At 61.9% G+C, this 13,158-nt stretch carries 10 protein-coding genes; 3 read left to right on the top strand and 7 right to left on the bottom strand.

Going from position 1 to position 13,158, the window contains the following annotated elements:
• Nucleotides 1-2: 2 nt before the first annotated feature.
• Nucleotides 3-926 carry a hypothetical protein gene (locus ACQK2L_RS20505; RefSeq protein WP_425398911.1) on the bottom strand — a complete coding sequence of 308 codons (924 nt, stop codon included), beginning with the start codon at nucleotides 924-926 and terminating at the stop codon, nucleotides 3-5.
• 439 nt (nucleotides 927-1,365) lie between these two features.
• Between ACQK2L_RS20505 and ACQK2L_RS20500 the strand changes: the two genes are divergently transcribed.
• Complete coding sequence (locus tag ACQK2L_RS20500; RefSeq protein ID WP_425398910.1) at nucleotides 1,366-1,617, top strand: hypothetical protein; 252 nt, start codon at nucleotides 1,366-1,368, stop codon at nucleotides 1,615-1,617.
• An 8-nt stretch (nucleotides 1,618-1,625) separates the two neighbouring features.
• On the opposite strand, the gene aroA is transcribed toward ACQK2L_RS20500, so the two are convergent.
• The 3 genes from aroA to ACQK2L_RS20485 are packed head-to-tail and all read right to left on the bottom strand — an operon-like array spanning nucleotide 1,626 to nucleotide 5,346.
• On the bottom strand, nucleotides 1,626-2,912 hold the full coding sequence (gene aroA / locus ACQK2L_RS20495) for a 3-phosphoshikimate 1-carboxyvinyltransferase (RefSeq protein ID WP_425398909.1): 1,287 nt from the start codon (nucleotides 2,910-2,912) through the stop codon (nucleotides 1,626-1,628).
• A gap of 22 nt (nucleotides 2,913-2,934) precedes the next feature.
• Nucleotides 2,935-4,170, bottom strand: a complete 1,236-nt coding sequence (locus ACQK2L_RS20490) for a PQQ-binding-like beta-propeller repeat protein (RefSeq protein WP_425398908.1) — start codon at nucleotides 4,168-4,170, stop codon at nucleotides 2,935-2,937.
• 54 nt (nucleotides 4,171-4,224) lie between these two features.
• Nucleotides 4,225-5,346: a hypothetical protein gene (locus tag ACQK2L_RS20485; RefSeq protein ID WP_425398907.1), complete on the bottom strand. Its 1,122-nt coding sequence runs from the start codon at nucleotides 5,344-5,346 to the stop codon at nucleotides 4,225-4,227.
• Between the two features lie 150 nt (nucleotides 5,347-5,496).
• Here ACQK2L_RS20485 and ACQK2L_RS20480 point away from each other — a divergent pair, with 150 nt between their 5' ends.
• Nucleotides 5,497-7,728 carry an FdhF/YdeP family oxidoreductase gene (locus tag ACQK2L_RS20480; RefSeq protein ID WP_425398906.1) on the top strand — a complete coding sequence of 744 codons (2,232 nt, stop codon included), beginning with the start codon at nucleotides 5,497-5,499 and terminating at the stop codon, nucleotides 7,726-7,728.
• 352 nt (nucleotides 7,729-8,080) lie between these two features.
• Here the strand turns inward: ACQK2L_RS20480 and ACQK2L_RS20475 are convergent, their stop codons facing one another.
• From ACQK2L_RS20475 to ACQK2L_RS20465, 3 genes are all read right to left on the bottom strand, one after another.
• Nucleotides 8,081-10,033 (bottom strand): preprotein translocase subunit SecA, encoded by a 1,953-nt coding sequence (locus ACQK2L_RS20475; protein WP_425398905.1) that lies wholly within the window; start codon nucleotides 10,031-10,033, stop codon nucleotides 8,081-8,083.
• 95 nt (nucleotides 10,034-10,128) lie between these two features.
• Nucleotides 10,129-11,007, bottom strand: coding sequence for a hypothetical protein (locus tag ACQK2L_RS20470; RefSeq protein ID WP_425398904.1), 879 nt, complete (start codon nucleotides 11,005-11,007; stop codon nucleotides 10,129-10,131).
• A 330-nt stretch (nucleotides 11,008-11,337) separates the two neighbouring features.
• Nucleotides 11,338-11,850, bottom strand: a complete 513-nt coding sequence (locus ACQK2L_RS20465) for a hypothetical protein (RefSeq protein WP_425398903.1) — start codon at nucleotides 11,848-11,850, stop codon at nucleotides 11,338-11,340.
• A gap of 162 nt (nucleotides 11,851-12,012) precedes the next feature.
• On the opposite strand from ACQK2L_RS20465, the gene queG reads away from it, so the two are divergent.
• Complete coding sequence (queG, locus tag ACQK2L_RS20460; RefSeq protein WP_425398902.1) at nucleotides 12,013-13,146, top strand: tRNA epoxyqueuosine(34) reductase QueG; 1,134 nt, start codon at nucleotides 12,013-12,015, stop codon at nucleotides 13,144-13,146.
• Nucleotides 13,147-13,158 lie beyond the last annotated feature (12 nt).

Below are 13,158 nucleotides of genomic sequence, written 5' to 3'. Positions count from 1 at the left end.
CCTCAGTGAGATGCTGCTGCCGCCTCGGCACGGTCTTCGGCACTCAACGTAGCGTATTCATCAAGTTGCAGCAAATCGGGGGCGATGGTTCGAGTGGCCGCCTCCGATTCGCGATCGAAACGCAGCAGCACGTCCATCAGGTTGATTTCCTCTCTCACCACGAGGCCTTCCTCGTTGACCCAAACGGTGGAGCGGCGGCGGTCTTCGGACGATACGCCCGTGGCGTCGATCGAACGAAACTCGATCCGCCGGGTGTTACTTAGCTCGCCATTGACCAGCAGGACTTCCTCGCCCAGCACCTCGGCTTCGATCACTTCGATCGCGCCCTGAGGACCGCCGAACGGGTTGTAGACCTCTTTTTGCCACTTGCGCCCCGTATATACCTGCAGCAGCTTGGCATCGGGCGTGAGCTTGCCGCCAAGCTGAGCGTGTTCGGGCCAGGGATAATCGAGCCGATGCACCACTTCGCCGTACTGCAGGCGGAGCCGGATGTTGCCCTCATCGACCACCCCTTTCATCAAGATGGCCGACGGCAGGTCGTTCACCTGCACGTTTGTCTCGAATACCGAGAGATTGCCCAGCGAATCAAGCGTGGTCCGCGACCGCATGTCTAGTTCCAGCGGTCCGATGTTGTCGATCACCGTCGACATCCAGCGCGGCGCCATTCTGGCCAGGGGAACGTTAGCAAGTTTCACGCGGCTATGCAGTTCGGTACTGCCATCGGCGCCCGGAACAGCCTGGCTCACGGCCCATCCGATGTGCTCGTCGCCCACCAGCACCCGCCAACAGACTGGCTGGTGACCGTTCAAACCGGTGCGGGGTGCTTCGCCACGAAAAAACGGAGGCAGGATCTTGGAGCTAACCAACCAGGTCATGGCGGCGCCCCACAACAACACCACCACGCAGGTGTAGACTTTGTTACCCAAAGTTGGCCTCCAGATCGTCAACGCGCGCCGAATCCAGGCGCTTGCCGGTGCTCGCAGTCTAATCCAAACAGAGCTTCTTTACGAGCAACTGGCATTCACTAGCATCAAAAACCTAACCCCGATTTGCTAGGGTGGTTACCGCAACAATTCAGACTTCCGAATTCTAGCTTCCAACTATTCGACTCCCCCGTCGGCAATCCGAAAGCATACCTCTCCACCCCCGAAAGAGGGGGTAGCACGCGAATATTTCTGTATACAGCAAGTCAGCTCTCCAGATACCGGAAATGCCGAATTCAAGTAGTTTACTTCGGAAGTCCGGTAGCAAATGCAGGGGGCATTCAGGCTTCGGGCATTTGCAATTCCGGGGCTCTGAGGGTACCGTAGGAGTCTCTTAAGTTGACGTACGGCGACGCATCTCTCAACCAAGCAGGAGGTTTATATGCCCAATTCCACCTACTTTGTGCAGGAATGCCCAACGTGCGGTCGGAAGCTACAGGTTCGGGTGGAGTACCTCGGAAGACGGGTGGTATGTCAGCATTGCAGTGCTCGCTTTGAAGCCAATGACCAGGCGGATAGCGACCTGCACGATGAGGGCTCAGCGATCTTGAAGCGAGCCGACGAATTGATTCGCCAGAGTGGTATCAACCTGGCGCGAGCGGCTGCAACCAGCCAGCTCGAATCGACAAATTGAGATTCTTCTCAGGCGGTGCCTGCTGCCCGGCATAGATCCTGGAAGTAGTTCGGATAGGTCTTTGCCGTGCAGCGGGGATCGAGTATCTCCACGCCCGGTAGCCGCAGCCCCACCAGGGCGAGACTCATCGCCATGCGGTGGTCGTCGTAAGTCTCGATCACTGCGGGCTTAAGCGACTTTGGCGTGATTCTCAGCCCATCTGCCAGCTCTTCTACCTCGGCACCCAGCTTCCTCAGCTCGGTAGCCAATGCGCCGATGCGATCTGTCTCCTTGTGGCGGTTATGAGCCACTCCGGTGATCTCGGTCGGCCCTTCGGCGAATAAGGCCACCGCGGCGACGGTCTGCACCATGTCGCTCACCGCGTTCATGTCGACCGAAATCCCTTGTAGCTTTCCACCCGTGACGCAGATACTCTCCGCTTGGCGGTCGACTTCGCAGCCCATATGCTCCAGTAGATCGACTACCGCCACGTCGCCCTGCAGGCTGTTGGTTGACAATCCGCTCACGGTGGCCGATCCACCCGCGATCGCGGCCGCAGCCCAGAAGTAGCTGGCGGCCGAAGCGTCGGGCTCGATGGCATATTCTCGTGCTTGGTAGGGCGTGCCGCCCGGGCTGCGGAACAAACTCAAGTCGTCCGCTGCGTCGATCGTGGTGCCGAAGGACTTCATTACCTCCAGCGTCATCCGAACGTAGGGCTGCGAAACGAGCTGGCCATCGATGGCAATCTCCACCTCGCCCGCTGCCGTCGGCATCGCCATCAACAGTCCGCTGAGGTACTGGCTCGAAATATTTCCCCGCACGGTCGCTCTTCCGCCAGGCAGGCCGGTTCCATGAACCAACACAGGCGGGCAGCCGCCGGGCGACTGGCACTGGGCATCAACTCCCAATTGCACCAGCGCTTCGACCAAGTCGCCGATCGGCCGCTCCCGCATTCTTGGCACGCCATCCAAGCGATAGGTGCCGTGGCCCAGCGCGACTAGCGCCGTGAGAAAGCGAATCGTGGTACCGCTGTTGCCGATGAATAGCTCTGCTGCGTCGGCAGGCACGTTGCCGCCAGCGCCGGTGACCACCAGCGTGGTGCCATCGGCCGACTCTTCGACCACGATACCCAGGCGATTGAGCGAATCGATCATCACTCGCGTGTCGTCGCTCACCAGGGCGCCGGTGAGCGTCGAGGTGCCATCGGCCAGCGCGGCGCAAACCAGCGCCCGGTTGGTAATGCTTTTGGAACCTGGTGGGGTGACCGTAGCGTTTAGCGGGCCGGGGGCGGGGGTAATCGTAATCGAGTCGGTCATGAAGTTGCTTCAAACGTGGCGCTTATTCTGCGGCGATTTTCCAGACGAAGTCGTGGCTCCGCAAGTATAGTGCGCCGCCAGCGACCGCTGGAGAGCCGAGCGTTTCCTGATCCTGGCCCAGAGTACACTTGTTGAGCACTTCGCCTTGGGAGATGTCGACGATGATCACCTCGCCCGCGTCGCTCAATGCGTACAACCGCTCTCCCGCTACAACCGGCGTGGCCCAGAACCGGCCTCCGAGTCGCTTCTTCCGCCAGATGGGCTCTTGATCGTCAGGCGAGACGCAGTTCAGCACGCCGGCGCTGCTCAGTACCAGCAGACCAGCCCGGCTGACGATCGGACTGGCGTTGCCGCACTTCAGGCTCGAGTCGTTCCACAAACGCCGCTCGCCCTCATGGTCGGCCGAGGTGGCGATGGCCGACAGGCCTCCGCCGCCGGGAACGTAGACCACGCCGTCGCCACCGGAGGCGGAGGGAATCGCACTGCAGGACATGCCGTACTTCCACAGTTGCCGCCCGTCGTCAGCAGCGTGAGCTACTAGACCTTCGCGAGATTGGAAGAGCACCGCGGGGACCTTTTGCCCCTCAACCACCACATCCATGGCCACCGGCGAGGCCCAGTTTGCCGAGGCGGGTCGCTGGATCGACCAGCGTTCCTCGCCGGTCTTGCAGTCGTAGGCGGCGGCGAACGAATTCGCCTGGCAATCGCACTGCACGACAACCACATCGCCGGCTACGACGGGTGAGGAGGCCATGCCGACGTCGTTCCCCAGGCCCGGGTGATCGAGCACCAGTCCGCGGAACCACTGCATGTTGCCGTCCAGGTCGAAGCACGCCAGGTCGTTCGACGAGTAAAACGCGAACACCCGCTCGCCATCGGTGGCCGGCGTGGGCGCGGCGTTGGCCGAACTGGGGTGACATAGCGTGCGGCCGGTGGCCCAGAACTGCCGGTGCCAAAGTTGCTCGCCCGATTCGTCGTCGATGGCCACCACGTGCAGCCGATCGCGGTTCACTCCGCTGGAGGCCGTGACCAGCACCTTTCCGCCCGCCACCACAGGCCCGCTCACCCCACGACCGGGGAGTTTGGCTTGCCAGGTGACGTTCTCGCCGGTCTCGATATCGAAACTGTCGGGCGGTTGCGCGTCGGTTGAGGTGGCGCTGCTGCCTTCGGGCCCGCGGAACCCTCGCCAATCGTTGGCCACCGAAGTGGTCATCGCCGCCAGGAATAGTGCACTTACAGAAAGCATAGTGAACTTCATATCGATTTCCTCAATTGCGAGGTGGTTGAGTCAGCAAAGCGTGGGGGAGTTGAATCAGTTTTGACTGGTGAGATTATCGAACTCGAGGCCGCCTCCGAGTGGCTCGCACACGCGCAGTTGAAAACTCCAGTCCTGCGCCCAGGCTTCCGTTTGCTCGTTCTGGCAGACCTTCAGCAGTAGCGTGTTCTTGCCCTTTAGCAGCGGCACATCGGCCACGTACTGATCGACTCCTCCGCCGGCGTGGTACACCTCGTTGTTGGCAACTTCTTTTCCGTTAACCCACAACTTGGTGCCATTGGGCGAAGCGTAGCGCACCTGGGCGGCTTGCGCGCCGGGCATGTCGATTTCGGCGAAGGCGTAGACCACCGCGCCTTTTTCGGGGCCGATCTTGTCGTTCAAATCGACATTGCCCAAATCGTCGTCCGTGGTAACGGCACCTTCCATCCAGGTCGCCTCCGATTCCTTGCCATCGTACGTGGCCGAAAATTCAATCTCTTCTTCAGGTGGGTAAGCAACGTCGAAACCCGCTTTGTCCCGATTGTCGAAGATGCCAATCACGCGCCATGCGGTGACGAATCCCATGTGCGTGGCCAAGTCGACCTTCTCGCCGGCTTCCTCCAGCGCTTTCTTGCAGGTTTGAATCTGTTCCAGATTGCGCGCCGACTCCAGCAGCATGCGGTACTTGGCTACCGCGTCGTCGCCTTCGGCGGCTTTGGCCGATTCGATGCCCGCGGCGATTGCGTCGTAACGCATTTCGAGGCTTGGGTCGTCCACCATGCCCGCCAGCAGTTCGTGCGCCTTGTCCGCATCGATGTTCTCCAGCAACTCGTACGCAGTGCGCCGAGCACGCGGAGCGGCCGAGGTGTCGGACAGCAATTCGATGAGGCCCGCCTTGGGCAGTTCGCCTCCGGAGTCCAATGTTTGCTGCGCTACCTGATCGACGGCCGTGCGAATCCAATTTTCCACCGCCGGGTTGCTGTCGTTCATGCCGCGTAGGATTGCGGGGATCGCGATCGCGGGGGCATGGGCGAGCGTCTTCCACGCTTCTCGCAATTCGTCGCTGGCTGCCGTGGTGGGCGAAGCGGTCCGTACCACCGAGATGGCTTCGTCCACGGAAGCCGCCTCGATACGAGTTGCTAGAACTATCGTCAGAAAAAACAGAACTAGATGTCGCATGTTGTTGCCCTTTCGGCGCACAAATACACCGCTATGTGTGGTTACCATAGGAGCCCCCAACCGAGTATGTTAGGAGTAGGTAGTCCGCCTAATCTAACGCATGGAGCGGGCGGAACACAAACCATACACTTCTGGCGGGGTTTAGGGCGTATGAAGAAGGTAAAAACAGGCGGCGGCTGGCCCGCGATCGTCTACACATTGCGCAAAGCCCGCGAGGCAGGCGGCCTGTGGAAGTTCTGGAAGGCAATGCGCTCCCGCAACGCCTGCAAGACGTGCGCCCTGGGCATGGGCGGTCAGCGGGGCGGCATGGTGAACGAAAGCGGCCACTTTCCAGTGGTCTGCAAGAAGTCGATGCAGGCCATGGTGGCCGACATGCAAGGAGAGATTCAGCCCGAATTCTTCGAGCGGTACTCGATTGAGCAACTTAAAGGGCTCTCGCCACGCGAGCTGGAGTCGTGCGGCCGCCTGGTCAATCCGCTGCTTCACAGCCGAGAGACCGGTCGATACCACGTCATTTCTTGGGATCAGGCGTACGACAAGATCGCCGACAAGCTGGCCGAACTCACCCCCGACCAGACGTTCTGGTACTTCAGCGGCCGCAGCAGCAACGAAGCGGGCTTCTTGCTGCAGCTCTTTGCGCGGATCTACGGCACCAACAACGTGAACAACTGCAGTTACTACTGCCATCAGGCCAGCGGGGTAGGCCTCTCCAGCGTCACGGGCAGCGGTACTGCCACCATCGTGATGGAGGACGTCTACGCGGCCGATCTGGTGTTTGTGATTGGTGGCAACCCCGCGTCGAACCACCCGCGGTTGGTCGAAAAGCTGATGAAGGTCCGTCGACGTGGTGGCAAGGTAATCGTAGTGAACCCGATCGTTGAAACCGGAATGGTGAACTTCAGCGTGCCGAGCGATCCGATGAGCCTGTTGTTCGGCTCCGAGATCGCCAGCCAGTACGTGCAGCCACACATCGGCGGCGACCTGGCCATGCTGTACGGCATCGCTAAACGAGTGCTGGAGCTGGGCGCACACGATCAGGAGTTCCTCGACCAACACTGCGAGCACTGGCCCGAGCTGCGCGCGAGGATCGAGTCGCTCACCTGGGAGGAGATCCTCGCCAAGAGCGGAGTAGCCAAAAGCGAAATCGACGAAATGGCCGACACCTATGCGGCCGCCAAGAAGGTGGTATTCGCATGGACCATGGGCATCACGCACCACGCCCACGGCGTGCAGAATGTGCAGGCGATTGGCAACCTGGCCTTGATGCGAGCGATGGTCGGGCGGCCGGGCGCGGGACTTCTACCTATCCGGGGCCACTCCAACGTGCAAGGCATCGGCTCGATGGGCGTCACGCCCAAGCTGAAGGACGCCGTGTTCGAGCGGCTCGAGCAGCATTTCGGCGTCCAGCTGCCCACCACTCGCGGGCGCGACACGATGGACTGCATGGAGGGCTCGGCAACTGGCGACCTGAAGTTCGGCTTCTGCCTGGGAGGCAACCTGTACGGCTCGAATCCCGACGCGGCGTTCGCGGAGCAGGCGCTCAACAACCTCGACTTAGTGGTCTACATGAGCACCACACTCAACACGGGGCACGCGTTTGGCACGGGGCGAGAGACGCTCATCCTGCCGGTGCTGGCTCGCGATGAGGAACCGCAGCCTACCACGCAAGAATCGATGTTCAACTTCGTCCGCCTGAGCGATGGCGGGCCACGACGGCACGAAGGTCCCGCGAGCGAAGTGGAAGTGATCGCCACGATCGCGAAGAAGACCTTCGAGCGAATCAGCAAGGCCCCTGCGGGCATCGACTGGCAAAGCATGCAGGACACTGGCCGCATCCGCCATGCGATTGCCCAAATCATTCCGGGATTCGAAGCGATCGAGAACCTCCATCAGACAAAAGAGGAATTCCAGATCAGCGGCCGCACATTCCACGAGCCACAGTTCGCCACCCAATCCGGCCGGGCCAGCTTGCATGCGCACGACCTGCCAGAGCTACAGGGCGAAGCCACGGATGAGCTGCGGGTGATGACCATTCGCAGCGAAGGGCAATTCAACACGGTGGTGTATGAGGACTACGACCTGTACCGCGGCATCGAACGCCGCGACGTGATCCTGATGCACCCCGACGACCTGAAGGATCGCGGCCTCAAGGACGGCCAATTGGTGAAAATCGCTGGCCCCGCCGGCACCATGACCGGAGTGCGCGCCACCGCGTTCGAGAAAATCCGCGCCGGCAACGCGGCCATGTATTACCCCGAAGCCAACGCGTTGGTGAGCCGCCAGCTCGACCCCAAGAGTAAAACACCGGCGTTCAAATGCGTGCTGGTGACGGTCACAGCCGATGTTCCTTTGGCGGACCCGAGTGTGGCGGTACACATCTAGCAGGTTGCCTGAACTGCCTCGACGTGTAACGCGGGGGTAGGTTAGATGCGGGCCAAGATTGCTGAGGTGATAAGTCAACCACTCGGTGGCCACCCATTACGGACGGACTCAGCCACGTGAACGCCCTCCTCGGCCTCCCTGGTCAATGCGTCTCTCTAGTTGTCGCACTGTTTGTTCAAGTCTCTGAATCCTAGCTTCGGCTGAGCCGAGTTGTTGGGAGAGCTGAGAGAGTTGTTGCGAACCGTGCCACAGTCCGGTCGCCAACGCACATACGAGTGTTAGCCAAAGCAAGTCGCGGAGACCGAATTGAAATCGCCTTTGTTTCATCGTCCGACGCATGATATCTGGGGAGCTATCCCGCGGTATCCAGATAGGGATCCTGGCTCATCTGTCGCTGCATCTTCTGCCGCTCTTTCTCGAAGTACAGCATCACCTTTCGGTCGCGGAAGTGTTTGCGTTCCACCTTGTGTTGGGCGCGGCGGAAGAGCGACTCGTAGCCATTGAGCATACCGTTTGACTTCTCACCGGTGGCCATCAGCGATTTGTAGCGTTTCGGTCCGAGGCCCATCAGCAGAATTTCGTCGTCCAGCGACAGGAACTGGCGGTACGTGCCTGGGTCGCCTTGGCGGCCGCAGCGGCCGATCAACTGGCGGTCGATGCGTTGCGACTCGTGCAACTCGGTGCACACCACGTGCAGCCCGCCGATTTCTTCGACACCGGGGCCGAGTTTGATATCGGTACCACGGCCCGCCATGTTCGTGGCCACGGTGATCTTGCCCATCTCGCCGGCGTGGGCGACGATCTCGGCCTCCATGGCGATGTGGCGAGCGTTGAGCACTGTGTGCTCCAGGCCCTGGGCTTCCAGGAGCCGCGAAACGATTTCGCTCTTGTCGATCGAGCGAGTGCCCACCAGCACAGGGCGGCCTTGCTGGTGCTGCTCCACCACGTCTTCGACGATCGCCAGCCACTTCTGCTCGGCGGTGCCGTACACCTGCGTGGGGAGCTGCTTACGAATCGGCGGGCGGTTGGTCGGGATCGGCACCACGTGCACCTTGTAGATCTTCCGCAGTTCGCGGGCGCTGGTGCTCGCGGTACCGGTCATGCCGGTGAGCCGCTCATAGCGCAGAAACAGATCCTGAATCGTGATGCGGGCGGCCTGGTTGGTTTCGAACGTGACTTCGACGCCCTCCTGAGCTTCGACCGCCTGGTGGATGCCGGCCCGCCACTTTCGGCCTTCGGCAAGTCGGCCGGTGAACTCGTCGACAATCACGATCTCGCCATCGCGCACCACGTAGTGGCGGTCGAGAATCATCTCGCGTTTTACCTTGATCGCCCGCTCGATGTACTCGTAAATGGTCGACAACGGCAGCTTGTCGGTGGCCGGCGGCTTGGGCAATTCGCGGACTAGTCGGCGGCCATCCAACTCCAGGTCGACGCGGCGTTCCTTGTGGTCGTACTCGTAGTGCACATCCTCTTCGAACCGCGGCGCCATCTCGGCCGCCCAGCTGTAAGCTTCCGACGCGATCTTCTCGTCCTCGCCCGGCAGCGCACTGATGATTAGCGGCGTGCGGGCTTCGTCTATCAGGATGCTGTCCGCTTCGTCGACCAGCATGTAGTGCAAATCGCGCTGCACCGGTTTCTCGCTGGCCACGGCTTCGCCGCCGAGCATCTCGCCGAACAGATCGCGGTGGCCTTCGTCGATCCGCCGCTTGAGCAATCGGTCGCGGAGAAAGTCGAAGCCCATTTCGTTGGCGGTGCCGTAGGTGACGTCGCAGGCGTAGGCCTTGCGGCGGTCGTTTTGCGGCTGTTGGCCTTGGATCACGCCCACGCTCATGCCGAGCGCTTCGTACAGGGGCCGCATCCAATCGGCATCGCGTTTGGCCAGGTAGTCGTTCACCGTGGCGAGGTGTGCACCTTTGCCCTCGAGCGCCGCCAAGTACATCGGCAGCGTGGCGGTAAGGGTCTTGCCTTCGCCGGTTTGCATCTCGGCGATCGAGCGATGATGCACCGAAGCGCCGCCCAACAGTTGCACGTCGAAGTGCCGCATGCCGAGCTTGCGTCGCCCCGCTTCGCGCACCAAGGCGAAGGCCTCGACCAGTAGCTTGTCCAACGACTCGCCACTTCGTGCACGATAACGCAGCGATAGGCTTTCTTTTCGCAGGTCGAAGTCGCTCAGCTCGGTGAGGGCTGGCTCCCGCGCGCCGATGGCGGGTACGTAGCCCGCCCAGCGGGCGAGCAACCGCGCCGTGGGGCTGCCGGCCACCACTTGGACGTTGCGAGTGATACCTTGAGGAATGGTGGCCACGGGGCGGATGGCGATTGCTGGAGGATCATCGAGGGTGGGTTAGCAGTCGATTGTACACCATCGGCTACGCACAGCTAACCACAACTCTATCGCCACTAACCGGGCGTGACGCGGATGGTAGGTACGCTGGACTCGCCGAATCCGCTGGGCGACCGATCGCGACTAGTGCCACGCGGCACGAAGGCGTCGCTCGCTGGCGTAGTCGGCGCGGCTGTCTCGAACGACTGCGGAACGTACCCCGGCGGAGGGATCATCAACGGATCGCCTTGACCGCCGCCTGCCATGCCGACCTGGTAGCTGGTGGTGTTAATGGCGCCAGGCACGACTTCCTCGCGGATCATCTCGGCCGATCCGGGAATTCGCGCTCGTGGAGCGGTCATTGGCTGTGCGGTCGACTCGTGCAACAGCGGCTGTGGTTGCACGCCGACGGCCGGGTCGCGGAACAACCCGGTCTGGTCGCTATTCGACACCGGAGTGAGCGTCACCTGTGGCGCTGGATTGGTCTGTGGCGGCCAGTTGTTAATCACGGGAGCCGTGGGCGGCGGTTGATTGTCGCGAAACACGGTCGGCGTGGTGGCCACCGGCGTTGGATTGGCTGCCACGGCCACTGGCTGCGGTGTGCTAACGGGCTGCGTAGCGACGACCGGCTGCGGAGTAGGTTGAGCTGCTGGCTGCAGCGGGGGTGCCGTGAAACGCATCTCGCTTTCGTCGCTGGGAATGCGTACCGCCGAGTCGCTCGCGGCCAAGGCCGCTGTAGGGGGCTGTGCCGCGTTTACCAGCGACCCGTCAGCAGGGATGGGCGTGATGTCGTCCGACGGCGGCAACGCTCCCAGCGGCTGCATGGGCTGCGCCTGGGGCACCGCCTGCATCCCTGGAGCCGCCTGTCCCTGATAGTAGGGCTGCGCCGCGCCAGGCGCAGGAATCCGCGACCCTGGAGCCGGCACGCGATCGGCCGACAAGAAGGGGTTAGACATCGATGTTTGCTGCGAGCTGCGGCAACCAACCAATGTGGTTGCACCCATCAGCGCAAGTACCATCGCCCGCCCGAGTGCGAGGCTGAATTGCTTGCTGCTAGCCATCGGCAGCGTCCTTTCTGCCATGTGCTTCGATTAGATTTCGCGATTGAGGAGTGTCTCTACCGGCTCGATTCCTTCGAGCCAGGCTTCGCGAGGTGCCTTACGGATGTTCCGATTCCGCAGGACCTTTTCGCGAGGCGGTGGAAGCATCGCGAAAAGGCCTGACGCTGTCTAGAGCGATTTGTCGCTGGCGGATGCTAGCTCGGAGTGCGAGCTTGTGCGAATCGCCTAGCGGCCGGATTCGGCCAGCGACGAGTCGATCACGTACGGATTCATCACCACCAGCGGCTTGGGAGCAGCGGGAGCCGAAACGGTCTCGTCCGACTCCTTCGAATCCTTCTTGATGCTAGCGGGCACGTGTGGGTTTTCGATCATCACCGGTTCGACCGCGGTGCACAGTTCGGGAGTGCGGAAGTACGGCGGATAGGCGAACGGCGAGTGGCCGTACGTGCGCGGAACCGGGCGGCTGTAGTAAACCGGGGGATGTGCGGCGAAGTACGGTACGCGGTAGTCGCTGTAGAAATCGAGGCCGTTGTACAGGGCGCCGACTCCGCCGAAGCCATAGCCAAGGCCGTAACCACCAACGTAGGCTGGACCACCAAAGCCGAAGCCGCGGCCGCCGTGGCCGTGGTGTCCATGTCCACTGGGATTAACGACGACACCGCCGTCGGCCAGCGTGGTGGTTCCAAGCCCCAGGCAAAGGGCAAACGTAAGAGCAGCAAGTGTGAGGCGGGCATTCATGGTGGGAATTCTCTCTCTGAGCGCGGGATAAGCGGGTAAGTCGTTTGCGAGACCTTCTTTCCACGCTAATCAGACCGCCAGCTTGTGGCAAATAAATTCGCCCCAAGTCCCGAATTCCACAGGGTTTTGGGCATCTGCGGCCCAGCGAGTAGAATTGCGAGGATGGATATTTCCGGTTGTACCGATTGGATCAAGCAGCGAGCCGCCGAGGTCGGTTTTTCGTCGGTGGGCATTGCGCCAGCCGTTTCGGCCACCGGCACCACGCAACTCGACCAATGGCTGGCTGCTGGCTACGGCGGCACCATGCGCTGGCTGGCCGATCGACGCGACGCCTACGACCACCCGCGAAGCGTGCTCGACGGGGTCCGCAGCCTGGTGATGCTCACGGTCGACTACCGCACCGCCGAGCCAACCACCACGCCCGAGGGCAGCGGGCGAGTATCCCGCTACGCGTGGGGCAGCGAAGACTACCACGACGTGATCCACGCTTGGCTGAAGCAACTCAAGCAGCAGGTCGCCGAGCAGTTCCCCACAGCGCGCGTGCGAGGCGTGGTTGACACCGCGCCGCTGTTGGAGCGGGAGTTCGCGCAACTGGCGGGTTTGGGGTGGATTGGCAAGCACACGCTGCTGTTGAACCGCTCGCAAGGCAGTTGGTTCTTCCTGGCGGCGCTTCTTACCAACCTCGAGCTGGAGTACGACGCCGAGCCCTCGGCCGACTATTGCGGCACCTGTACTGCGTGTCTCGATGTGTGTCCTACCGATGCATTTCCACAGCCGCACGTGCTCGACGCGTCACGCTGCATCAGCTATCTGACCATCGAGCACCAAGACGCGATTCCGCTGGAGCTACGCAGCGGCATCGGTGAGTGGCTGTTCGGCTGCGATCTATGCCAGGACGTCTGCCCCTGGAACAATCGCGCGCCGCAAGCGACCGATCCGCGATTTGAACCGCGCGGAGATACCAATCCCATGCAGCTTGCCGAATTGTTCGACCTGGACGACGAGGCGTTCCGCGCGCGGTTCCGCCGCACCCCGCTGTGGCGACCAAAGCGACGCGGCATCCTGCGAAACGCGGCCATCGTGCTGGGAAATCGGCCTACAGCCACCGCGCTTCCCGCCTTGGTGCGGGGGCTCAACGACTCCGAACCCTTGGTCCGCGGCGCGGCCGCCTGGGCATTGGGGCACTACGGCGACGAGGGCCGCACGGCGATCGAGCAGCGGCGCGACATCGAAACAGACCCCGAAGTACTGTGGGAGATTAAGGAAGCACTGGAATCCACGGAGAACGTCGGTTGACCATCCCGGCGG

The sequence above is a fragment of the Aeoliella sp. genome, from assembly GCF_965227375.1.
Taxonomy (GTDB): Bacteria; Planctomycetota; Planctomycetia; order Pirellulales; family Lacipirellulaceae; genus Aeoliella.
This window is presented reverse-complemented; position numbering and strand designations above follow the sequence as displayed.

Excerpts from the sequence above, each read along its gene's own strand:
- ACQK2L_RS20500 (WP_425398910.1), top strand. The coding sequence starts at position 1,366 with ATGCCCAATTCCACCTACTTTGTGCAGGAATGCCCAACGTGCGGTCGG.
- aroA (WP_425398909.1), bottom strand. The coding sequence starts at position 2,912 with ATGACCGACTCGATTACGATTACCCCCGCCCCCGGCCCGCTAAACGCT.
- ACQK2L_RS20490 (WP_425398908.1), bottom strand. The coding sequence starts at position 4,170 with ATGAAGTTCACTATGCTTTCTGTAAGTGCACTATTCCTGGCGGCGATG.
- ACQK2L_RS20485 (WP_425398907.1), bottom strand. The coding sequence starts at position 5,346 with ATGCGACATCTAGTTCTGTTTTTTCTGACGATAGTTCTAGCAACTCGT.
- ACQK2L_RS20480 (WP_425398906.1), top strand. The coding sequence starts at position 5,497 with ATGAAGAAGGTAAAAACAGGCGGCGGCTGGCCCGCGATCGTCTACACA.
- ACQK2L_RS20470 (WP_425398904.1), bottom strand. The coding sequence starts at position 11,007 with ATGTCTAACCCCTTCTTGTCGGCCGATCGCGTGCCGGCTCCAGGGTCG.
- ACQK2L_RS20465 (WP_425398903.1), bottom strand. The coding sequence starts at position 11,850 with ATGAATGCCCGCCTCACACTTGCTGCTCTTACGTTTGCCCTTTGCCTG.
- queG (WP_425398902.1), top strand. The coding sequence starts at position 12,013 with ATGGATATTTCCGGTTGTACCGATTGGATCAAGCAGCGAGCCGCCGAG.